Origin of the sequence: Legionella resiliens (genome assembly GCF_021344005.1) — a bacterium.
Lineage (GTDB): Bacteria > Pseudomonadota > Gammaproteobacteria > Legionellales > Legionellaceae > Legionella > Legionella resiliens.
On sequence record NZ_JAJTND010000001.1, the window covers coordinates 430,655 to 452,346 of the forward strand.

Here is a 21,692-nt window from a genome sequence, read left to right on the forward strand (position 1 = left end):
GTAACTACCCGATTCTTTTGAATAATAAAATATCACCCACTCAAAAACTTGTTTGCAGAAGTTTTCGAAGGGCTTACTTTTCAATTAAGGATTAGTGATGCAGGCAATAAAAACACGCATGGCAGAAGTAAAGACCATAGAAGAGTTAAATTCTCTATTAAAAAATTATTTTGCAAGCATTAATATAAAGAGTCTGGCGTTCACCTATTACAATCAGCATACAAAGACTGGCAGCAAATTAGTTTATGAGTGGGCAACAACGTCGCTAGAATGTTGGCATAATTATTATTTGCAAGAAGGTTATGCAGACATAGACAGGACGCTTGAATCTACAGAGCAATCACTTTTACCTGTTTTTTGGGATGTTAAAGAACAATTGCGTTTAGCAAAAAATAAAAGGGGGCGGCGTTTTAAGCAAGAGTCTATCAATTTTGGTCTTGATAAGGGATTATGCATTCCTTTACATGGACCCAAAGGAGAGTTCGTAATTCTGGTTCTGCATCAACGTGTCAATGAAAACGGATTGCAGCATTGGGAAAAGCATATAGATTCCTGGTTCGGCATCCTACATACTTATTTTCATTTCTTAAGGTTGCTGCTAGGGGCAAAAATTATAGGGGAAATTCCGCTCACAAAGCGAGAGCAAGAATGCTTGCGATTGACTGCCGAAGGATTTCGCTTGGAAATGATAGCAAAATCACTGAAAATTAGTAAACGTACGGTCAATTTTCATTTACAAAATGCTAATAAAAAATTGGGGGTAGCAAATAAATATCTAGCTATTATGGCTTTATGGAGCAACTCAAACTAACCTAAAAGAAAGCGAATAGATATTGCGGACTTTCAAATCTTCGCTTCATAAATTCCACTCATTTTACTATTTTTTAGTATCAGTATGGCAAAAATAGCTATATTAATGGGTATACTTGATTTTCAAAAAGATAAAGAACCTGAAAAAATTTTGGAACAGCCCATTTATATAAAACGCGAATTCAAGAGCTACTAGAACGTGTTGAACAGGGATACCAAGACATTTCCAGAAAGGCGAGCACTGAAATGCAAACACTTAATGAACTCATCATCCCTCAAGTTGATGAAATAATTTTTTTTGCTTTTAGGACATTATGAAGCAATTCAAATATGTATAAATAAAGCGCAGTTTAGCATGCATCGCAATGGAGTGATTAATCGTCTTTTTCGAGCTTTCCAGGCAAAAAATCAAGTCGCCTAAAACATAGCTTTGGAGGTTTCTTGGGTATATAATCAGCTATTTTATAAAAAAAGGCCAATAAATGAGTTATTCACTAGGTGATATAGCAAATAAGGTACAAGGGGTAGTCATAGGGGATGACTCAATAAAAATTTCTTTCTTATCACCTATTGATGAGATTATGCCGGGAAGCCTGGTGTTTGCTGACAGTAATGAAAATGTAAAATTAGCAGAAGCATCGCAAGCAGCTGCCATATTAGTCAATGAACAAACTTCTGTTGTAAAAAAACCATTTATACAAGTAAAACATCCGTTCAAAGCCTTTATCACCCTGATGCATTTTTTCAATCCGCCACAAAAAGTCATTCCTAATATTCATCCTACTGCAGTCATTGGCGAAGGAGTGACATTGGGGAAGGAAGTATTTATAGGACCTTATGTAGTAATTGAACCAGGCAGTAGCATTGGCGATAACTGTATTCTAAAAAGTCATATTCATATTGGTCGTGAAGTGACTCTGGGAGATAATACTACCCTCCATTCCCATGTTACTGTGTACGATAAGTGTCAAATTGGTTCCCGAGTCATCATTCATGCCTCTACGGTTATAGGCTCCGATGGTTTTGGTTATACCTTTGTTGATGGCAAACATCTCAAAGTTCCTCATGTTGGGCGTGTCACTATTGGGGATGATGTAGAAATAGGTGCAAATACCGCTATAGATCGCGCCACGATGGGTGCAACTGTTGTTGGTGAAGGGACTAAAATTGATAACCTCGTCCAAGTAGCACATTCTGTAAAATTAGGTAAACATAATATTCTATGTGGTTTTACCGGCATCGCTGGAAGCACCACCTCAGGCAATCATGTTATTTTTGCTGCCAATGTTGGAGTCAGTGACCACGTTCGCATTGATGATGGCGTGGTATTAGGTGCTCGCACAGGAGTACCGCCAAACAAACATCTGAAAGAAGGGAACATTTATTTAGGAAATCCAGCACGCCCTAAAGATCTTGCGATTCAGCATGAACTCGGCGTCAATCGCATTCCTTTAATGCGCAAAAACATTAAGGCTCTTTCTGAACAAGTCGAATTACTGAAGAAGCAACTTGCCAAAGAAGAGGCAGAATAACTATGACACCCCCCTTGATTCTCATTGACGGCTCATCCTATTTTTTTCGTGCATTTCATGCATTACCACCTTTGACTAATTCAAAAGGACAACCCACGGGAGCCATCTATGGGGTGGCCAATATGATTAAAAAACTCATTAAAGATTATCAGCCGGAGGAACTGGCTGTAGTCTTTGATGCCAAGGGAAAAACATTCAGGGATGAATGGTATCCAGAGTATAAGGCGCATAGGCCGCCAATGCCCCAAGAACTAAGTAGTCAATTTGCCCCCTTAATCCAGCTACTGGAGTCTATGGGACTTCCTATTCTGATTATTGAGGGAGTCGAAGCAGACGATGTAATCGGTACCTTGGCAAAGCAGGCTACTGAGCAGGGAATCCCTGTAGTAATCTCTACAGGCGATAAGGATATGGCGCAACTCGTCAATGAACATATTACGTTAATCAATACCATGAGTAATACCATTTTGGATATTGGGGGCGTCAAAGAAAAATTTGGGATAACCCCGGCACAAGTGATTGATTATCTTACACTTATTGGTGATAGCGTCGATAATATTCCGGGAGTTACGAAATGTGGGCCGAAAACAGCAGTCAAATGGCTTACCGAATATCACTCTCTGGATAATTTGATTCGCCATGCAGATGAGATTGGGGGCAAAATTGGCGAGTATTTGCGTGCAAGCATCCCGCAATTGCCATTATCCCAAAAATTGGTAACAATCAAAACCGATGTTGATTTACCCTTAAGCTGGGGCGAATTAAAACCTAACCCAATAAATAAAGAACGACTGCTCGAATTAACCCGTGAATTTGAATTCAAAAACTGGCTCAAAGAGCTTTTGGGAGAAGAAGGAGGAACCTCCTCAAGTAAGTCCGTTATTTCCAGCGTTCCTTTTGAATTGATTACAACCAACCAGCAATTAAATCAGTTGCTCAATCAACTGGAGCAATGCCAAATATTCTGCATCGATGTAAAAACAACCAGCATAGATATTATGCTCGCAGAACTTGTCGGGATTTCCTTAGCAATTGAAGAAGGAAAAGCAGTGTACATTCCCTTTACCCATACGGATGGCTCTGCGCAATTAATTCGTGAAGAAGTTTTAACTGCTTTAAAACCTATTTTAGAAAATTCTAACATAAAAAAAGTCGGCCAAAACCTCAAATACGATTATGCTGTATTGAAAAATCATGGCATTAACCTACAAGGGGTAAGTTATGACACTATGCTAGAGTCTTATGTACTCAACAGTGGTGCAGGACGTCATGACATGGATTCATTGGCCTTAAAATATCTGGGTCACAAAGCGATGAGTTATGAAGAAGTTGCTGGGAAAGGCGCGAAACAACTACGTTTTGATCAGATTCCAGTGGAAAAAGCGGCTGCTTATGCTGCGGAAGAGGCAGAGATTACCTTGCAACTACACAATAAGCTTTTTCCTGTAATTCCAGAATCCGTACAAAATGTGTTCACCGATATAGAAATGCCATTAGTTACCGTTCTTGCAGACATAGAACGACGCGGAGTACTCATCGATTCCGTGACTTTGAAGAAACATGGAAATCGTTTGAAAGAACGAATTAATGCATTGGAGCAAGAAGCATTACAATTGGCTGGCAGACCCTTTAACCTGAACTCTCCCAAGCAATTACAAGAAATTCTCTTTGATTCGCACAAACTACCGATAATCGCAAAAACGCCAACGGGACAACCCTCTACAGCAGAGTCTGTATTACAGGAGTTGGCTTATGATTACCGCCTTGCCGCCGTGATCCTTGAATATCGCAGTCTTACTAAACTCGTTTCTACGTATATTGACACTCTGCCTAAAAAAATTAATCCCAAAACACTCAGAGTACATACATCTTATAACCAGGCAGTCACGGCAACTGGTAGACTTTCCTCAAGTGAACCCAATTTGCAAAACATTCCCATACGGAGCGAAGAAGGCCGTTTAATTCGTACTGCATTCATAGCTCCTGAGAACTTTCTCATTCTTGCAGCAGATTACTCCCAAATTGAATTACGGATCATGGCTCATCTGTCACAAGACGAAAATCTGTTAAAAGCCTTTGCTCTGGGATGGGATATTCATGCAGCAACAGCCAGCGAAATTTTTCAAACTCCATTGGATGAAGTCAGCAGCGAACAGCGCAGGAGAGCTAAAGCTGTCAATTTTGGCCTGATTTATGGAATGTCTTCTTTTGGCCTGGCAAAACAAATTGGTGTGGAACGTCAGGATGCGCAATATTACATCGATACTTATTTCCGACGTTACCCTAAAGTTTTGGAATACATGAATCGAACCCGTCAACAAGCTCATCAGCTCGGTTATGTAGAAACCTTATTCGGAAGACGTTTGTATTTGCCTGAAATTAATGCGCGCAATTTGGTACGGCAAAAAGCAGCGGAACGAACAGCGATTAACGCGCCTATGCAAGGAACAGCAGCAGACATAATTAAAAAAGCCATGATAGCCATTGCTAAATGGCAAAATGAGCAAAAAAATCCAGCTGCAAAAATGATCATGCAAGTTCATGATGAATTGGTTTTTGAAGTATATGATAAAGAGGTTGACTCAAGCAAAAAGATGATTCGTGAATTAATGGAGACTACGGTAAAACTCTCTATTCCGCTTGTAGTCTCTATTGGTACAGGTACTAACTGGGATGCGGCTCATTAAACATTCGAAAATCTAAAGAGTCAGCGCAAACTCAGAGGTATGTCAAAACGTATTCTGGATGCCGCGCATAAGCGCGGTACATAGGAGTGGCAATGCAGTGGAATCTGGGTTTCAATCCTTCGGACTTGCCTGCTTGGTTAGGGAACTCAATGTCATTATGAATGATGCGTTGCCCAATAAATATTCAATGCATCACCGTATTCAAGGGGTTTAATGATTTGTCCTCTCACATTTAGGTCTTTGATTGCAAGCTTATCCTCCTTTGTATAAGCATTTGTCAAAATGAATACCTCTGTAAACGCCAATGACGGATCCTTACGAATAATTTTCAGCAAATCAATCCCATTTACTTTGGGAACATTAATATCAAGAAGAATTACTTTTGGATGAATTTTATTTTCCCCTTTTCGTCCATACAGTTTATTTAAGGCTTCTTCACCATTTGAAGCAACCTCAATAGCACAGGACTCTTTAACTTTTTTAAAAATTCGCTTTACACCCTCAACATCAACAATGTCATCTTCAATATACAATATATCAACGATGTTTTCGTGGGATCCCATAGTCATTCTCCTACCGCGTTCATCTGCTTTAAAATGGCTCTTAAAAGCTCACGGAAATCAGGAAGTAGTTTATCTAAAAAGACTTACATTCATTACATTGAATTCATATGTTAATTATAGTATCAATAAAAATCATTTTGTGAAAAAATTGAATTTATTGCCTATAATCTATATTAAATTAATAGAAGGAATAACAAATGTATGAATTAGATAATTCCATTAATTTTATGCTTGTAGATGATGATGAAATTGATATCAAAGACATACAAAGAACTTTTAAGAAAAATAAAATCAATAATCCACTGCACATAGCAACAAATGGGGTCGATGCATTAAATAAATTATTGGGTATCAATGGAGAAAAAAAATTAACCCCCACGCCCAAAATAATCATTCTGGATATTAATATGCCCAAAATGAATGGCATAGAGTTTATGAAAAATATCCGCACAAATAAAAAGTTAAAATCACTACTGGTTTTTATTCTTACTACTTCAAATAGTGAAAAAGATAAAATAGATGCATATAACTTGAATGCTGCAGGTTATATTGTAAAACCATTTCAAGTTTCAGAATTTATGGAAATGATTTCCTCACTACATCACTATTGGAATCTACTTGAGTTTCCTAGCAAAAGTGCAAGTTAGCGCTCACAATTTCTTACTGATACCCAATTGCTGAAGCGTGTTCTTTTTTTTGATTTGCTTAGGCCAGGTGAATGACATCGTAGTCCCATGCCCTACCTGAGACTGTACCATCACTTTTCCGCCCTGAGATTCGACAATTTTTTTAACAATACTTAAGCCAATACCTGTAGACTCCAACTCATCCCTTGCTTTGAGCGTCTGAAAAACAACAAAAATCTTATTAAAAAATTCAGGCGCAATTCCTGGGCCATCATCTTTAATAGTAAACAGGTAAAAAGCACCCAATGTATCAACCTCGATGGTGATCGTACCTTTTTTTCGATGATGGTGTTTAAAGCTATTACCCAGTATATTAGAAAATACTTGAATCAATGGAATTTTAGCGGTTTTAAAAATTGGGAGGCGTTTAGGGTAATGCACTTCAAATCGACCCTCCGGATTAAGATTTTCAATGATATCTTTTAGAATTTCTTTGGTATTCACACGTTCGACGTTCAAATCCAAACGACCTGCTCGTGAATATTGCAATATTCCATCAATTAAATTCGCTAAGCGTAAAGTCCGTTGACGTAATAAGGCCAAATGCTCTTTTGATTTATCATCCAATTTATCGGCATTATCCTCTTCAAGCCAGGTAGCTAATCGTTCAATAGCCCGTAAAGGAGCTTTTAAATCATGGGATGCGATGTAAGCAAATTGCTCCAACTCCTCATTCGTTTTTAGCAGTTGATTTTCGATACGCTTCGCTTCTGTAATATCTTTGGAAATCATAACGTAGCCAACAGGACTTCCCTTATCATCTCGACGTACTGTTAGAGTAACTGCAGCAATAAAACGCGAGCGGTCTTTACGAACACGTTCAAACACTTCTTCCGCGTTTCCTTGTTCTAATGCTCTTTTCATAAAATCCTGAGCCGCTCCGGATTTTATGTCTTCGCGTGTATGGAGTGCAAAAATATTTTTTTTATTCACCATTTCAGAAGCAGTGTATCCATAATTACGGGATGCGCCCTCATTCCATAAGATGATTTTTCCCTGCAAATCTATTCCTATGATTGAATATTCCACCGAGCTGTCCAGAATATTTTGCAGCATACTTTTTGTATAAAAGGTATCTTCTGTTTTAATAGTTTGTACCTCCAAGTCGAACAAACTCTTTTTTGACTGCGTTTTTCTCCGATGTTTTTTAGCCTCTTTTAATGGTTGCATAAGGGAACCAGGCTCATTCGTTTTTTTATCAATTTTTTTGTTTTTACGTATTTTTTTGTGATCTGAGGGGCTCTGTGTCCGGTCATAGTTCATCATCTGGTTTTCCTTAAAAATAGATTGATGCGTCACAGAAATAGGATAATTCTAATTATAGCGCGTGTTTCAGGTGCTTGCTGATTTTTACGTTGATATCACTCTGAAATAATAGATTTCAAGCCAGATGAAGTAATCAAAGATGATAGCTGGCTTGTCTTTTAGAACGAGTTATATGTGAAAAAGCCTGTGTTTCAGCGACCGATTCATCGAAATAATACGCCCAGGTTTTTTGAATGCATTCTGGACTCACAGTTTTAGTCCAAGTATTGTACTCATTCACCAGACGATTATACTGGATCAAAACTTTAGCGAAAGCGCCACGCATAAATTCAGAATCTGACCAGGTGATAAGAGGGAGATGAGGATATTTTTGCAGTATGATTGCTGCAAGTTGTGGTCCATGAGTAGAATGTTCGTTAATCAAATTCAACTCACCATCAATGACAACTAAATCCGGCACATGAGTATCTATAAAAGACAGGGCATCCTGACTATTACTTGCAACATCGATTGTTACTGAAGCAATAACTGACTCTAATAGTCGAGACAAGCAAAATGCATTAAAAGCGTTGTCCTCAATAATTAATACACGCATCGCGTCCGGGCTCCCTGTTAGTTCATCGTTAAGTATAAAGATCAAACCTTAAGGAAGAATTAAGAAATTATTTTTTAAAAAAATTTATTTTCTCCTTATTATAAATAGACAGAACAGTCTAAATTAGACTATAGTATATTTATTTAAATTCTGTTGTTCTGATATGAAAAAGGCAATTAAAAATTTTTTACCCACAGCGGAGGCAATCCAACGTTTATTGTCTCCTTATGCAGAAGTTATTGTGCATGATGTAACGCAAAATAAAATTGCGGCTATTTACAACCCGTTTTCCAAACGCCGAGTAGGTGATTCATCACTGCTAAATGAAGGGGATCTACAACTTCTGAATGATTGTGTTGGCCCCTACGAAAAAACAAATTGGAATGGAAACAAACTCAAATCAGTTAGCAGTATGATTCGTGACGAAAACCATAAGGTAGTGGGCATGTTGTGCATTAATCTTGATGTTTCAGTAATGGAAAAGTTTAATGAATCTTTGCAACAATTTCTTCAGTGCACTCAGTTAACAGCAAAGCCAGAACCCCTATTTAAAGATGATTGGCAAGAGCGCATTAATACCTACATTCATCATTACTTAAATGAACATCAAATGCTTCTTGATTCATTAAATCGAAAAGAAAAAAAAGCCTTAATAGATCATCTGTATGCGATTGGTGCTTTTTCTGGGAAAAATGCAGCCCAGTATATTGCGCAAATTCTCAATGTGTCACGCGCCACTATTTATAATTATCTACATCGATCCTTGGGAGAAACATGAATGTTTGATGTAAAAACCGAAGTACTTAAAGCTGAAAATCGAATTCGTAGCCATATTCGTGAAACACCTTTGGATTTCTCTTTGCCGCTAAGTAAACTTACCAATGTGAATCTTTATTTAAAATGTGAAAATTTACAATATACAGGCTCATTCAAAGTTCGGGGAGCACTTAATGCCTTACTCTCTCTAAAAGAAGACCAGCAAAATGGTATTGTCGCCGCATCTACAGGAAATCATGGAGCAGCGATTGCATATGGGCTGCATAAATTAAATCTTCCAGGAGTTATTTTTGTACCTGAAAATGTGTCTCCTGTAAAAAAGGAAAATATTAGTTTTTATAATGCCCCACTTAGGCTTTATGGAAAGGATTGCGTTGAAACTGAATTACAGGCAATAGACTATGCAAAGCAACACGCTCTTGTTTACGTGTCACCTTATAATAATGCGCAAGTCATTGCGGGTCAGGGCACTATTGGTATTGAGCTTATGCGCCAAGTGGATTCAGACGTTATTTTTATCCCTGTAGGCGGTGGTGGATTAATTAGCGGAATTGCGGGATATATTAAAGCAGTTTCTCCTAAAACAAAAATTATTGGATGTTTACCTGAAAATTCTCCGGTCATGTCAGAGTCGATTAAAGCAGGAGCAATTATTTCCATGGAAACCTTGCCCACTTTATCCGATGCTACAGCAGGAGGAGTGGAGCCTGCTGCAATAACCTTTGATCTGTGTCGCGAGTACGTTGATGATTTTGTTTTAGTCTCCGAAAACGAAATTCGCTCTGCCCTACTTACGGTATTGGAAATCCAGCATCTGTTAATCGAAGGTGCCGCTGGCGTAGCTCTGGCTGCATTTTTAAAATGTGCTCCATATTATCAAGGAAAAAATGTAGTGGTTGTTTTAAGTGGGGCGAATATTAGCCTGGAAACATTAAGAAATGTAATCCAGTAATTAAATAATCACATTTCAGTCATTATTGAATCCTGCCCGAACGGGGATAGTTGAGTGCAGGTTGTGAGAAAATTTTTCCAAGCAAGCGCAGCATACATCAGTATGTGAGCATTGATTAGGAAAATTTTCTCGCAAGATGCGCCAAATATGCCCGTTCCTTGATGGATCTAACGGCCGCCGCCATCTCCACCATACCCCTTTTCATTATGTGTAGAAATCGGTTGATTGACATTACATGAGCTAGCAAATACAGTGACTCCTACTAAACAAAAAGCAAGAATAATTCTTTTCAATTGTTTCATTGTTGACATGACTTTCCTTATAAATAATTATTCCATAAATTTCCTATTTATTTATTATATTATAATCTGTAATTATCTCTTTGATTACTTTCCAGGACTTTTCAATATCCAATGGGTTGGTACCTGGTAATTTTGCACATACAATCAGTGCCTTCCATAACGCCCACCCGCGAGCGCGTGCCCATGTTGCCGTATCAAGTTCGAGCACTTTACGAAACACATTGCGACTTGCCTCTTTAAAAAATGTCCAAGCAATTGCCAAATCACACGCAGGATCACCAATCGCCAGTTGGCCAAAATCAATAACGGCGCAGAGACGGCCTTCTTTGATTAATAAATTGCCTACAGCAATATCTCCATGAATCCAAACGGGAGCACCTTGCCAAAGCTCACCTAGTGCCTCAGACCATATTAAAGAAAGAATCCCGGTGTCAGTATATTTACCCAAAATTTTAATTGCTGCGTTTACCTCAGTATCATAAGTTGACAGTGGTCCTCCACGATAGAAACTGTGCTCGCCCGCCGCTGGACCACCCTCGGCATCAATTTTTTGTAATTCTAACAAAAATTGGGCTAAATCAGAGGCAAATAACTCCATATCCTTAATTCGCTCAATTGATGCTGTGTGTCCTTCAATCCATCGATAAATTGACCAATGCCAAGGATAGTCCGCAACAGGCTCTCCTTTAGCTAAAGGCGTAGGAATCGATAAAGACAAATGAGGCGCAAGATACGGTAACCAGAGCTGCTCTTTTTCTACTTGCAAGGCATAAGATGGTGCACTTGGAAGCCGAACGGTCATTTCAGGGCCTAAATGAAACGTTCTATTATCCCAACCGCTGAACGCTACAGGTTTAATGGGTAAATCTGACCATCGTGGAAATTGTGAATCAATCAATTTGCGTACAAGTGACACATCGATAGGTACTGTCATAACGCCCCCGAAATTTTGACTGAGCCGGGCCAATTTTTACCGAACACACTTTATGCGTTTTTGGAGAAAAATTTTATACCTCAACATCATGTGCTAACAAACGCCTGTTCGCACGGAAATAAGTTACAGGAGAGTGTTCCAATAAATCAGAAAGTTTTTCCATATAAATACAAGCAAAGCGATCGACTTGATAGGCAAAATAACTTTCCTCCGCTCCAGCGCGAAAAATACGCTCCCATTTTGGATTAAAATAGGTTTGTTGTTCTTTTAACAATTTAGTAAGTTGCGCATCAATCCTACTGATTTGTGCCTGCAAATCTTGTATTTCATGGCTGTGTTGTTTTGAACCTTCATCAATCATTTTTGTGTATAAATTGACGTATTGCTTTTCTAAATCCTTTTTTATTTCCATCACTTCACTGATTTTTTTTTCTATAGGCATTGCCCGCGCTTGTGCAGCTATTTCCTCTCCAAGCTCTTCCACAACTAAAGCGGTTCGCCAATTGCAATCTTTTTTTAACCTTAAGATATCGCCATAGATGTGATCGCCAATATAAAGAATCTCATCGCCGCGAACATGCAAATCTTCGGTAAATTTTTTGGCATTACCTCCTTGGTACACGCCTGAAACTATGGGACCCATTGTATTAGTCATTGTTCCAGTAGCTGGATGAATTGATAAAAAGCGTAGATTATCGTAGAAAAAGCGAGGCTTATTGGCTAGTGTAATGACAAATTCAAATAAATCGATCCAGCTTTCACCTCTCTGCAAAAAAGGGTTAATCGCATATTCCAATAATAGCTTTGTATAGGAATAGTCGGAATTTGTTAGAATAAATATTTTTTTGCCATGGTGCATGAAATGCTTCAAGCCCTCTACCAGTGCACGCTCTTTAATAACATAGGTAGGCAAATTTTTACTAATAATTGTTTTTAAACTGCCGTCAGAATGAACTTTATCCACGCAAAATTGTACGTCTTGTGCGATGGTTTGATAACTGGGTATTTCCTCAGGATACAATGAATCCTTTAAATCAACTAATTGGCCATATAGAACACAGAAAGCAATCGAAAAAGCTGTATCTATAGCCATGTAATTAGAATCACCCAAATCAACATAAATACTTCGATAAATTTTTTGCTGTTCCGCAAAATCAATCATTTTCGTACCATGATAACTTTGGCGAATTGCACCGTAACGACTTAACTTTAAAATATTGCCGTTTTTACTATCAATAACCAAACCACGAATCGCATCGTGATAATTAAAATTCAATTTTTTAATGTGTTCAGGATAATGTTTTACCTCTACCAACTGTTCTTTAACGAGTTGGTAAACCAAAGACTCAAAATTCTCAGAATTATAACGAATCAAGGTATGATCCATGTCCAGACCAATCAACTTGATTTTTTTCATATTCAGAATTCGGTTTACATAAACTTTATGTTCATTCATTAGCCTAAAACCTGTTTTGTTAAAGTAACGTGGGTAAAGCGAAACATCGCTGCCTCATCCTACGTCCCGTCCCCACGACTTGTTCGCGGGGGTTGTCCGCAGAAATCAAGGAATCACAAGACGTCCTATATCTTGCGGACAAGTCCTGAGAGCCCCATTTTTTTCACCTTACGTACACGCTTTATGCGCGGTATCCAGGAGATCTTGTCTATTGAAACAGTCTCAAATTATAGATTCGTTAAAATATTTTCTGGATACCGCACCTAAAACGCGGTACGTAGAGGATTTTCTATTTCACTTGTTTCACACCATCCTGGGAAGCCAATAAAATTACATCTGCTGCACGATGCGCAAATATCCCATTTTCCACAACTCCGGTAATTCGATTAATGCGATCTTCCATATCCATAGGTTCATTGATTGTTAAATTGAACACATCAAGAATAATATTACCATTATCAGTTATGAACCCCTCTCTATATTCAGGATCACCACCTAATTGAACTAACTTCCGAGCAACCATACTGCGTGCCAGTGGAATTACCTCTACAGCAACTGGAAAATTTCCCAAATGCTTTACCAGTTTTGAATCATCCACGATACAAATAAATTTTTCTGCTACCTGGGCTACAATTTTTTCACGAGTGTGAGCGCCACCGCCTCCCTTAATCATTTCGCCATGCTCAGTCACCTCATCAGCACCATCAATATAAATCGGTAAATCCTGTACTGAGTTTAAATCAATAACAGGAATACCCTCTTGCCGTAATAAAGCTTCCGTCGCTTTGGAGCTGGATACACAAGCATCAATCCTATGCTTTATAGTAGCCAGTTGTTTGATAAAAAAATTTACTGTAGATCCGGTACCTACACCAACCACCATATCGTCTTCGATGTATTGCAATGCGGCTTTTGCCGCTTTCATTTTTAATTCGCTCATTAAGAACCACTCCCCTTTCTTTGCCTTACAATTTCATATAAAGAAACGCCGGTAGCTACAGAAACGTTTAAACTGGCTACACTGCCTAACATAGGCAAAGAAAATAAACCGTCACAATGTTCGCGTGTCAATCGGCGCAGTCCTTCCCCTTCTGCTCCCATCACAATCGCGACATTTCCAGCGCAATTTGTTTGATATAAGGAGTTGGTTGCCTCGCCAGCCGCCCCATAGATCCAGACTCCGTGTGCTTTTAAAAGTTCCATGCTACGTACTAAATTAGTTACTCTCGCCAAAGGCACCGACTCCGCTGCGCCGCATGCAACCTTGCTTACTACAGGAGTAATGCTGGCACTTTTGTCTTTAGGGATCACCACAAAATCAACTCCGGTTGCATCAGCAGTACGCAAGCATGCTCCTAAATTATGCGGGTCGGTAACTCCATCCAGGATCAGAATCAAAGCAGGCTGTTTACTGGACTCCAATAATGCCAGTAAATGCGACTCATTGTAATCGGGCAATGAAGATGCACTTGCTACAACGCCCTGATGGGCAAAATCCGCAAAGCGCTGGTTCATTTTTTGCATACTTAATTTTTCAATATTGATGTGTGCTTGCATCGCTTTATCAATAATATTTTGCAGCCGTTTATCCACCCGCTCTTCACTAATATAGAGTTTTTTAGTTACTCGATGCGGGTTGGTTAATAAAGCAGAAACTGCATGTACCCCATAGACATACTGCTCACTCATGACCAACAGCTTCCTCGACTGGCTCAAAATCAATTTTACGCTCATCTAAATCAACCCGGGCTACCAAAACCGTCATTTTGTCTCCCAAATGATATACATGACCACCCCGCGTGCCTGTCAGACGATGTTTTACAGAGTCAAAAGTATAGTAATCATTTTTTAAAGAAGTAACATGGACCAGACCTTCAACATAAATTTCATCCAGTTCAACAAAAATTCCAAAACTGGTCACTGCAGAAATTCGCCCATTGAAGACCTGTCCCAATTTGTCCTGCATGTATTCACATTTTAACCAGGCTATCACTTCTCTTGTTGCTTCATCAGCACGACGCTCAGTCATTGATGAATGTTTTCCCAATCGATTCATATCTTCGTGGGTATAACTAAATTCATAAACAGGCTGATTATCTAATAAATGACCTATTGCACGATGAATTAACAAATCTGGGTAACGCCGGATAGGCGAAGTAAAATGAGTATAGGCAGAATAGGCAAGGCCGAAATGTCCTTCGTTGGCTTCAACATAGTGCGCTTGCTTCAGAGAGCGGAGCATGACCGTTTCAATAAGATGTCTATCCGGCCGATCTTCTATTGCATTCATAGTGCGCTGAAAATCTTTGGGTCCAGGCTTTTTGTTCCCCCCTAATTGCAATCCTAATTCACCTAAGAACTGTCTTAATGCAGTAATCTTGTCTTCTTCAGGAACGGCATGCACACGATAAAGTGTAGGAATCTCAGCTTTTTCCAAAAATCGTGCTGTAGCGACATTCGCGGCTAACATACACTCTTCGATCAATTTATGCGCATCATTGCGAATCACTGGCACAATACATTGAATTTTTTTATTTTCATCAAATTCGATCCGTGTTTCTGTAGTCTCGAACTCGATCGCACCGCGAAGCTTACGAGTAACCAATAAAACGTGATACAAATCATATAGAGCTTGTAAGGTCGGCCACAAAGAAGCATGTTGTTCATCGGTAGCACCCTGATCAAGCCAAGAGCCAACCTGAGTATAGGTCAATCGCGCATGTGAATGAATGACGGCACGATAAAACCGAGAGCGCGATATCTTACCTTCATCACTGATTGCCATTTCAGCAACCATACACAGGCGATCCACATGAGGATTTAGAGAGCATAAACCATTGGATAAAGCCTCTGGTAACATGGGAATTACTTTTCCCGGGAAATACACCGAGTTACCACGGCGAGCAGCTTCCTTATCCAGGGCAGAATCTTGCTTCACATAATTACTGACATCCGCAATGGCAACATACAATTGAAAACCGCCCTTTGGCTTCTTATAACAATAAACTGCGTCATCAAAATCTTTGGCATCATCCCCATCAATCGTAACAAAAGGGAGGCTACGCAGATCCGTGCGTCCCTTGATTTGCTCTTCAGTAACATGCTGTGGAATTTTTGCAACTTCAATATTTACATCCTCTGGCCATTCGAAGGGAATTCCATGTGCATAAAGTGCAACTTGAATTTCCATGCCAGGAGCCATATGTTCGCCTAAAACATGAATCACCTTACCAATAGCTTGTGTTCGTTTACTGGGAAAAGCAATTAATTCGACCAAAACAATTTGACCGTTCTTGGCGCCATTGATCATTTCTTGGGGAATAGAGATATCTTGGGTTAAATGTTTGCTATCAGGCAATACAAAACTGACCCCATGATCAGTAAAAAATCGTCCTACAACAGTGGCATTGGCATGCTCGATCACCTCATGGATTTTTGCCTCAGGCCTTCCTCGTCGATCCACACCAACCTGATAGGCAAGAACAAGGTCTCCATGCATCACGGCCCGCATTTCTTTAGCGGACAAAAACATATCTTCTGAACCATCATCAGGAATAAAAAAACCAAAACCATCGGGATGTGCTTGAACGCTACCACGTGATAGATTAATTCTTTGCATAAGACAAAATCGGCCGCGGCGATCTTGCATAATCTGTCCATCACGCAACATGGCCTTCAGCCTAAACCCCATAGATTCTTGCTTGCGCTCATCACTTATATGGAGTTTATCGAATAATTGATTACGCGACATAGGCTTGCCGTATTCATTAAGAATTTCAATAATGAATTCGCGACTTGGGACAGGATCGGTATATTTTTCACTTTCCCGTTCATAAAAGGGATCTTTTGTTTTTTTGCTCAACGCTTATCCTGTTTGTATTTTGTTGTCATCATATTTAAGGTATACATCATTTGCTCAGTTCTACCACTTATCCATGAAAGTAGCAAGATAAGTGGTCAACCACCAGCAATTCCCGTCAAGTAACGTGTCAGCAAAAGCCGTCTTCCTAGAGGGCTTTTTACAAACCTTTAGCAGTTATTGCTGGGGGCATATCTATTTACTATATCTTCTTGAATCTCTTTTGCAGAGAGATTTGCATAAAACAATGAACCAATCAATATCTTCTGTTTCATCTCGTTACTTATTGATGGGTCACGAGATAATACAGAATAAATGTTAGACACAAACTGGATTCCTTTTTCCTTATCCTCTTTTTTGTCTGATTTTTGCTCAAAAAACTTCGTATACATCCTACATCCTCCAAAATGGATAGCTGGTATTATTGTCAACTGCTTCCTTATGACTTCTTGGGTACAGGAATCACAAACCCTCGTGCGCCTACCGCAGCAGTTAATGCGGATAAAGACATATCTTCTGCTGCCCAGAACGTACTGTCTTTACCTTGAGCAGGAATTTTCACCTTCTTCCATTTACACACGGCAATGAGGCCCTCACAAGGTGCTTGTTGTTCGTGGCCAGGCCTGGATTCAATGCAATTTAAAACAAATGGGCCTTTATGCAAGGCCAATGCAGACCAATTTCCACCTTGTATCCGTGTTGTCCAACCGGCACTGGCACTGGGATTAGCAACTGGATGTGTAATCCAGACATCTGTAGAAGCAAGATTATGAATAAATACCAAACTGCTTTTTTTAGCTTGTAATGTCACTGATTCACCCTGAACAGCAACAGCATGACATCCAACAGGCAGAGTCGATTCTGCAGCTGCAACATAAAAAGATAACACTGAACAACAAAAAAAAGCGACAATCCTCATTACGTTCTCCCAAAATAAGAAATAGAAACCTATAGCGCCACTTAGTTCTATACATCGTTACAAGCTCGTTCGACTCATTCATGTACTTGAGTACGCTTGCGCCTTGTCTGGAACTTATTGGATGTCGCTATAATTCTTTCAACCTCAACAAAGTTAAAATTATATGATTAGCCTATGTTGCTTGTCAGCCTTACTTGCTAAAATCATTCTAATTTATACTGGCCAATTCAATGAATATGCATATCTGGGTAGATGCCGATGCGTGCCCCAAAATAATTAAGGAAGTCTTATTTCGCGCTGCAGTGCGTACACAAACGTCGCTAACCTTAGTGGCGAATTCCTTCCTTACTCATCCAAAATCACCATTCATCCGCTTTGTACAAGTCGTTAAAGGCTTTGACAGCGCAGACCATTATATTACTACCCATTTAAAACCCTTTGATTTGGTCATTACCGCCGATATCCCCTTGGCAGCAGAAGTTATTGCCCAAAAAGGATTGGTGATTAATCCTCGTGGAGAGGAATATACCGAGAACAACATCAAACAACGTTTAAATTTAAGAGATATGCATGAGCAGTTACGGGCAACTGGACAACATTCAGGCGGCCCTGCTGCATTAAGCATCAAGGAAAAAACCGCTTTTGCTAATGCTTTAGACAGATGCTTGGCAAAGAAAGGGCAGAAATAACGACCTCCGTTCTTGCCTACCCACAGAATTCAGCTGTAGCATGCAGCTCCCCATGACTAGCTCTGAAGGATATAACAGAGTTCTGGATAAGTCACTCAATTTGACAAATAATTACCCTCAACCTAAATTTTAACTATACCCAAGAAGGATGGTAAAACTGCATGAAGCTGCTCCGACATATCCTGTTCCTTGTTGTTCTTTTAGTGGGAAATTCTCTCGCTTACGGTGACAGCATTACAGTAGGAGTCTCGCGATCTGCGCCTCCATTTTCTGCAGTAGATGGCCACAATCATTATTTTGGTTTTTGTATCGAACTAATGAATGAAATATGTAAACGTCTCAATGTAGCATGCGAATACAAAGCCATCACCATGCAAAATCAGATGGATGAACTGAATTCGGGAAACATTGATCTCACTTTTCCACCAGGCCCAATACCTGCAGCCACGTCACAAAACTACGTTTACAGTTTACCCTTTATGATAAGTGATGGCCAATTTCTGACCAACTCTTCAGATATAAAAACAATTGCAGACATTAAAAACAAAAGAATAGGAGTTGTAAGAGCAACCCACCTTAAAGATATTCTTTTGCGCTATACGAGCAAAGATAATATAAAAGAATACCCAAAAATTTCTTTAATGATCATGGCATTACTCAATGACGAGGTCGATGCAATCTTAATGAACTTCGATATGTTTAAGTACCTTACAATCAATAAAGTAATAAACTTTCAAACTGTAGGAAAGCCTATTATTCTGGGAAATGGATATGGAATCATAGCACTTCCCAAAAATGCCGATCTCATTAACAAAATCAATAAAATCTTGTTGCAAATAGAAAATGATGGAACTTATACAACTATTTACAATAAGTACTTCGGATCCTAATTTGTAGCCCTATGCAGTATGGGTTAAACTGATCATTTTCAAATGATACAGGATAAAATATGCAAGATAGCATTAATATCGAAAAAATCACCTCGCTACATAAAAACTCCATCATCCAATGGAAAGCTATGGGTATAGTACATCAATACGAAGAATTCTATCGCTTGGTTGAAGAAAATCACGCGTTTAACTACCAACTCTGGCATGCAGAAGATAGGGCTCGTCGTGATGACCAGGGATATGAGTTTGTATATCAAGCGAAACGAGAAATTGACCGCTTCAATCAATTGCGTAATAACCGCATGGAGGCAATGGACGAATGGCTTTTCAACAAACTGCAACCCGCAGATTATCGTAAGTGTCCCGTTCACTCTGAATCACCAGGAATGATCATTGACAGGCTTTCTATTTTATCCTTGAAATCTTATCACATGGAACTCCAAACCAAGCGTGAAGACGTTGTGGAGGAACATCGGAAAAATTGTGCTCATAAATTAGCAATCATTAATCAGCAATTAGAACAATTGGCTCAGTGCTTCAAGGAACTACTCGAAGAAGTAAAGGCACAAAAACGTACTTTTAGAATCTATCATCAATTTAAAATGTATAATGATCCTAATCTAAACCCTGAATTGTACTGCCGGTAGTAGTTGGGTAATGATTTAGAGAGGTATCGCTCAATGAATGAGTCAGTGTGGAGTCTTGTGGCGGTTTTTTAGGCTTTGAATTTCTAGGAGAAAAGAAGTTCCAAAAAAATGAATCGTGTCGTGACAGGGAATCAGAGGCTTTACTTTTACGCTCACGTGATTCCCCTTGAGGCTGGGTTTTTATTTTATCCTTCGACACATCGCCAGGAGCAGTTCCTTCTATTTCAGTAGTAATAACCTGTCCTTTAGGCGGACGCCCCAATCCTCGAGCCAAAGCCCGAAGTCCAAGAGTTAATGAAAATAAGACGCCACTCGCTATCGCCAATGCCCCCATTACCGGAGTATCATGATAGTCTCCCTGGGAATCAACTTCCTGACAAGAAGTCATTACAAAATTGGAGAAATTATTTCCCTTGGATAAACCAGAGAAAAGAGAACGGATAACTTCCAACCACTCTTGAAAAAAAGTCTGCGGCGAAGGATCCAGTTTAAGTCCATCTTTTAATGACGCATCGAAATTCTCTGCAGTTAAAATCTTTACATCCTTTTCCTTTTCTATATTTTTCTTCATCTCCAGAATTTGGTCGTAAGGATGCTCCTTTTCAAGCTCTGCTTCTCGTTTCTGCATATGTTGATAATGCGCATGCAACGTATAGGCCATCATCCCAATCATAAATGCCAGACCAGAAACGATAAATACAGCCAATAAAGCAGGGGGAAAGCTGACGGCAGCGATTGAACATACTGCGGTAACCGTAAATAAGATTTGGGTCAATACGCCGTACGCATATAAACCATACTTCACTCCTAACAAACCCGCAGTTAAATAACTTTGAGTTGTTTGCTCCCTTAATAATTGACGTTCTTCTTCAAAGTTCTTAATTAACTTACATACCTCTGATTTCAATCTTTGAATTTCGAGCAAGTCTTCCGTTTTTTTATCTTTTTTGTCTTGCAACTCAAGTAATTTGGCATAAGTTAATTCCAACTCTTTAGTTGTGAGTGCGAATTTACATCGAGTTTGAGTTGCTTCGAGACGTAATTGAAAATCATATTCTTCATAAATTCGTGAAACAACACAGGTGAGTGTGTAAATCGCACCAATGATTGACATGGCGATAAGAAGATGGGGGGAAAGAACAGCAAGACTTACCACTCCAACATAAAAATATAATCCATCCAGTAAGCCGCCTGTCCCTAATGCTAAATAAGCATAAACACGATCTTCATCAGACTGGTATTCGATTCGTGATAAATAGTACTCTCGGTCTAATGGAGCTAAGGAACTCAACTGTTGGATTTCAATTAAAAGCTCTTTATTTTTATCCATTTGCTTTTTACGCTGCTCAACCATGCTACGTATCCAAAAACGGTTAGCAGCAGCAAATACACCTAATACCAGTCCAACAGGAACAACCATATATTTAAGGTCCATCCCACTAATCAGACTTAAAATTTGTACTGTACTTCGCCATCCTTTATACGCATTTTTTAAGCCCTTCATTACATCGCGAAAATAGGGCCAAGCAGTCGCTATGAATTTTTTTACGGAATCTTTTTCTTCTTTCTCAAAAACACTTGCCAGGAAAGAAAAAGAAACTAAAAAAATTGCTTCGGCAGCAATTGCAGCAATTCCTTCAGGGGAAGTGAGTATTTTGTGTATCGATTCAGCATCCGTCTTACGCATAAATACTTCCATAAAGTATTTAAACATGCTGTAAGAGGAGCTGAGAGAATCTACAATGGCATAAGCATGATAAATGTAACGATTTTTATCGAGTTTTTGAGCGAGGAGTCTACTTTGCGCGTCGATACGACCGGCGATTGCCAAGAGAAAAACAAGTTCTTCTGAATTTAAAGGTAAATCTTCTTCGCCACTAAGAGACATTCTTACCCACAGAAATGACTATCGGTTAGTTGGGGCGGATTATATGGATCAATGATCTTGATGTCAATAATCGTTTCATCATGAATCAAAAAGATACAAATTTTTTGTAAACCGATTAATAGAGATCACACTCACTTCGTACAAAAAATATTTCATTAAACCTACTTACGGGTTGTGACTTATGAGGCAAACCTGCTACGATATTGCACTAAATAAAAAACAACTCAGGAAAGAGGATTC

The 21,692-nt window shown here is 39.2% G+C and carries 21 protein-coding genes; 9 read left to right on the forward strand and 12 right to left on the reverse strand.

Features of this window, described 5'->3' with window-relative positions; genetic code table 11:
* Positions 1 to 97 precede the first annotated feature (97 nt).
* The 3 genes from LXO92_RS01825 to polA all read left to right on the forward strand — a co-directional run bounded on the left by LXO92_RS01825 (position 98) and on the right by polA (position 5,029).
* Complete coding sequence (locus tag LXO92_RS01825) at positions 98 to 811, forward strand: helix-turn-helix transcriptional regulator (protein WP_182351058.1); 714 nt, start codon at positions 98 to 100, stop codon at positions 809 to 811.
* A 481-nt stretch (positions 812 to 1,292) separates the two neighbouring features.
* Positions 1,293 to 2,342 carry a UDP-3-O-(3-hydroxymyristoyl)glucosamine N-acyltransferase gene (gene lpxD, locus LXO92_RS01830; protein ID WP_182351059.1) on the forward strand — a complete coding sequence of 350 codons (1,050 nt, stop codon included), beginning with the start codon at positions 1,293 to 1,295 and terminating at the stop codon, positions 2,340 to 2,342.
* Between the two features lie 2 nt (positions 2,343 to 2,344).
* Complete coding sequence (polA, locus tag LXO92_RS01835; protein ID WP_182351060.1) at positions 2,345 to 5,029, forward strand: DNA polymerase I; 2,685 nt, start codon at positions 2,345 to 2,347, stop codon at positions 5,027 to 5,029.
* Between the two features lie 155 nt (positions 5,030 to 5,184).
* Here the strand turns inward: polA and LXO92_RS01840 are convergent, their stop codons facing one another.
* Positions 5,185 to 5,592, reverse strand: coding sequence for a response regulator (locus tag LXO92_RS01840; RefSeq protein ID WP_182351061.1), 408 nt, complete (start codon positions 5,590 to 5,592; stop codon positions 5,185 to 5,187).
* A 197-nt stretch (positions 5,593 to 5,789) separates the two neighbouring features.
* Between LXO92_RS01840 and LXO92_RS01845 the strand changes: the two genes are divergently transcribed.
* Positions 5,790 to 6,239 (forward strand): response regulator, encoded by a 450-nt coding sequence (locus tag LXO92_RS01845; protein ID WP_182351062.1) that lies wholly within the window; start codon positions 5,790 to 5,792, stop codon positions 6,237 to 6,239.
* A gap of 3 nt (positions 6,240 to 6,242) precedes the next feature.
* Here the strand turns inward: LXO92_RS01845 and LXO92_RS01850 are convergent, their stop codons facing one another.
* Together LXO92_RS01850 and LXO92_RS01855 are read right to left on the reverse strand one after the other, a co-directional pair.
* Positions 6,243 to 7,544, reverse strand: coding sequence for a sensor histidine kinase (locus tag LXO92_RS01850; RefSeq protein ID WP_232890303.1), 1,302 nt, complete (start codon positions 7,542 to 7,544; stop codon positions 6,243 to 6,245).
* Positions 7,545 to 7,677: 133 nt separating this feature from the next.
* A complete protein-coding gene (locus tag LXO92_RS01855; RefSeq protein WP_182351063.1) occupies positions 7,678 to 8,139 on the reverse strand; it encodes a response regulator in 462 nt (153 codons plus the stop codon).
* A 163-nt stretch (positions 8,140 to 8,302) separates the two neighbouring features.
* On the opposite strand from LXO92_RS01855, the gene LXO92_RS01860 reads away from it, so the two are divergent.
* A complete protein-coding gene (locus tag LXO92_RS01860) occupies positions 8,303 to 8,917 on the forward strand; it encodes a helix-turn-helix transcriptional regulator (protein WP_182351064.1) in 615 nt (204 codons plus the stop codon).
* A complete protein-coding gene (locus tag LXO92_RS01865; RefSeq protein WP_232890305.1) occupies positions 8,918 to 9,868 on the forward strand; it encodes a threonine/serine dehydratase in 951 nt (316 codons plus the stop codon). It abuts the gene before it with no gap.
* Between the two features lie 167 nt (positions 9,869 to 10,035).
* Here LXO92_RS01865 and LXO92_RS01870 read toward each other — a convergent pair whose 3' ends face one another.
* The 8 genes from LXO92_RS01870 to LXO92_RS01905 all read right to left on the reverse strand — a co-directional run bounded on the left by LXO92_RS01870 (position 10,036) and on the right by LXO92_RS01905 (position 17,338).
* Positions 10,036 to 10,179, reverse strand: coding sequence for a hypothetical protein (locus LXO92_RS01870; RefSeq protein WP_182351066.1), 144 nt, complete (start codon positions 10,177 to 10,179; stop codon positions 10,036 to 10,038).
* Between the two features lie 34 nt (positions 10,180 to 10,213).
* Entirely contained in the window at positions 10,214 to 11,104 is an 891-nt protein-coding gene (locus LXO92_RS01875) for an aminoglycoside phosphotransferase family protein (RefSeq protein ID WP_232890306.1), read from the reverse strand.
* Between the two features lie 73 nt (positions 11,105 to 11,177).
* Entirely contained in the window at positions 11,178 to 12,560 is a 1,383-nt protein-coding gene (locus LXO92_RS01880) for an HAD-IG family 5'-nucleotidase (RefSeq protein ID WP_182351068.1), read from the reverse strand.
* A gap of 289 nt (positions 12,561 to 12,849) precedes the next feature.
* On the reverse strand, positions 12,850 to 13,500 hold the full coding sequence (gene rpiA / locus LXO92_RS01885) for a ribose-5-phosphate isomerase RpiA (protein WP_182351069.1): 651 nt from the start codon (positions 13,498 to 13,500) through the stop codon (positions 12,850 to 12,852).
* Positions 13,500 to 14,249 (reverse strand): 23S rRNA (guanosine(2251)-2'-O)-methyltransferase RlmB, encoded by a 750-nt coding sequence (gene rlmB / locus LXO92_RS01890; protein ID WP_232890308.1) that lies wholly within the window; start codon positions 14,247 to 14,249, stop codon positions 13,500 to 13,502. The genes rpiA and rlmB overlap by 1 nt, the downstream gene beginning before the upstream one ends.
* Positions 14,242 to 16,422 carry a ribonuclease R gene (gene rnr / locus LXO92_RS01895; protein WP_182351071.1) on the reverse strand — a complete coding sequence of 727 codons (2,181 nt, stop codon included), beginning with the start codon at positions 16,420 to 16,422 and terminating at the stop codon, positions 14,242 to 14,244. Before rnr ends, rlmB begins: the two co-directional genes overlap by 8 nt.
* Before the next feature lie 167 nt (positions 16,423 to 16,589).
* Positions 16,590 to 16,811, reverse strand: coding sequence for a hypothetical protein (locus LXO92_RS01900; protein ID WP_182351072.1), 222 nt, complete (start codon positions 16,809 to 16,811; stop codon positions 16,590 to 16,592).
* 47 nt (positions 16,812 to 16,858) lie between these two features.
* The gene (locus tag LXO92_RS01905; RefSeq protein ID WP_232890310.1) at positions 16,859 to 17,338 is read right to left on the reverse strand and encodes a hypothetical protein; all 480 of its coding nucleotides are present in this window, start codon (positions 17,336 to 17,338) and stop codon (positions 16,859 to 16,861) included.
* Positions 17,339 to 17,574: 236 nt separating this feature from the next.
* On the opposite strand from LXO92_RS01905, the gene LXO92_RS01910 reads away from it, so the two are divergent.
* From LXO92_RS01910 to LXO92_RS01920, 3 genes are all read left to right on the forward strand, one after another.
* A complete protein-coding gene (locus tag LXO92_RS01910; protein WP_182352902.1) occupies positions 17,575 to 18,027 on the forward strand; it encodes a YaiI/YqxD family protein in 453 nt (150 codons plus the stop codon).
* A 161-nt stretch (positions 18,028 to 18,188) separates the two neighbouring features.
* Positions 18,189 to 18,917: a transporter substrate-binding domain-containing protein gene (locus LXO92_RS01915; protein ID WP_232890311.1), complete on the forward strand. Its 729-nt coding sequence runs from the start codon at positions 18,189 to 18,191 to the stop codon at positions 18,915 to 18,917.
* 59 nt (positions 18,918 to 18,976) lie between these two features.
* Positions 18,977 to 19,564: a DUF4254 domain-containing protein gene (locus LXO92_RS01920; protein WP_232890313.1), complete on the forward strand. Its 588-nt coding sequence runs from the start codon at positions 18,977 to 18,979 to the stop codon at positions 19,562 to 19,564.
* Here LXO92_RS01920 and LXO92_RS01925 read toward each other — a convergent pair.
* Positions 19,533 to 21,452 carry a hypothetical protein gene (locus LXO92_RS01925; RefSeq protein WP_232890315.1) on the reverse strand — a complete coding sequence of 640 codons (1,920 nt, stop codon included), beginning with the start codon at positions 21,450 to 21,452 and terminating at the stop codon, positions 19,533 to 19,535. The genes LXO92_RS01920 and LXO92_RS01925 overlap by 32 nt on opposite strands.
* Positions 21,453 to 21,692 lie beyond the last annotated feature (240 nt).

Excerpts from the sequence above, each read along its gene's own strand:
- LXO92_RS01825 (WP_182351058.1), top strand. The coding sequence starts at position 98 with ATGCAGGCAATAAAAACACGCATGGCAGAAGTAAAGACCATAGAAGAG.
- lpxD (WP_182351059.1), top strand. The coding sequence starts at position 1,293 with ATGAGTTATTCACTAGGTGATATAGCAAATAAGGTACAAGGGGTAGTC.
- polA (WP_182351060.1), top strand. The coding sequence starts at position 2,345 with ATGACACCCCCCTTGATTCTCATTGACGGCTCATCCTATTTTTTTCGT.
- LXO92_RS01840 (WP_182351061.1), bottom strand. The coding sequence starts at position 5,592 with ATGGGATCCCACGAAAACATCGTTGATATATTGTATATTGAAGATGAC.
- LXO92_RS01845 (WP_182351062.1), top strand. The coding sequence starts at position 5,790 with ATGTATGAATTAGATAATTCCATTAATTTTATGCTTGTAGATGATGAT.
- LXO92_RS01850 (WP_232890303.1), bottom strand. The coding sequence starts at position 7,544 with ATGATGAACTATGACCGGACACAGAGCCCCTCAGATCACAAAAAAATA.
- LXO92_RS01855 (WP_182351063.1), bottom strand. The coding sequence starts at position 8,139 with ATGCGTGTATTAATTATTGAGGACAACGCTTTTAATGCATTTTGCTTG.
- LXO92_RS01860 (WP_182351064.1), top strand. The coding sequence starts at position 8,303 with ATGAAAAAGGCAATTAAAAATTTTTTACCCACAGCGGAGGCAATCCAA.
- LXO92_RS01865 (WP_232890305.1), top strand. The coding sequence starts at position 8,918 with ATGTTTGATGTAAAAACCGAAGTACTTAAAGCTGAAAATCGAATTCGT.
- LXO92_RS01870 (WP_182351066.1), bottom strand. The coding sequence starts at position 10,179 with ATGTCAACAATGAAACAATTGAAAAGAATTATTCTTGCTTTTTGTTTA.
- LXO92_RS01875 (WP_232890306.1), bottom strand. The coding sequence starts at position 11,104 with ATGACAGTACCTATCGATGTGTCACTTGTACGCAAATTGATTGATTCA.
- LXO92_RS01880 (WP_182351068.1), bottom strand. The coding sequence starts at position 12,560 with ATGAATGAACATAAAGTTTATGTAAACCGAATTCTGAATATGAAAAAA.
- rpiA (WP_182351069.1), bottom strand. The coding sequence starts at position 13,500 with ATGAGCGAATTAAAAATGAAAGCGGCAAAAGCCGCATTGCAATACATC.
- rlmB (WP_232890308.1), bottom strand. The coding sequence starts at position 14,249 with ATGAGTGAGCAGTATGTCTATGGGGTACATGCAGTTTCTGCTTTATTA.
- LXO92_RS01900 (WP_182351072.1), bottom strand. The coding sequence starts at position 16,811 with ATGTATACGAAGTTTTTTGAGCAAAAATCAGACAAAAAAGAGGATAAG.
- LXO92_RS01905 (WP_232890310.1), bottom strand. The coding sequence starts at position 17,338 with ATGAGGATTGTCGCTTTTTTTTGTTGTTCAGTGTTATCTTTTTATGTT.
- LXO92_RS01910 (WP_182352902.1), top strand. The coding sequence starts at position 17,575 with ATGCATATCTGGGTAGATGCCGATGCGTGCCCCAAAATAATTAAGGAA.
- LXO92_RS01915 (WP_232890311.1), top strand. The coding sequence starts at position 18,189 with ATGAAGCTGCTCCGACATATCCTGTTCCTTGTTGTTCTTTTAGTGGGA.
- LXO92_RS01920 (WP_232890313.1), top strand. The coding sequence starts at position 18,977 with ATGCAAGATAGCATTAATATCGAAAAAATCACCTCGCTACATAAAAAC.
- LXO92_RS01925 (WP_232890315.1), bottom strand. The coding sequence starts at position 21,452 with ATGTCTCTTAGTGGCGAAGAAGATTTACCTTTAAATTCAGAAGAACTT.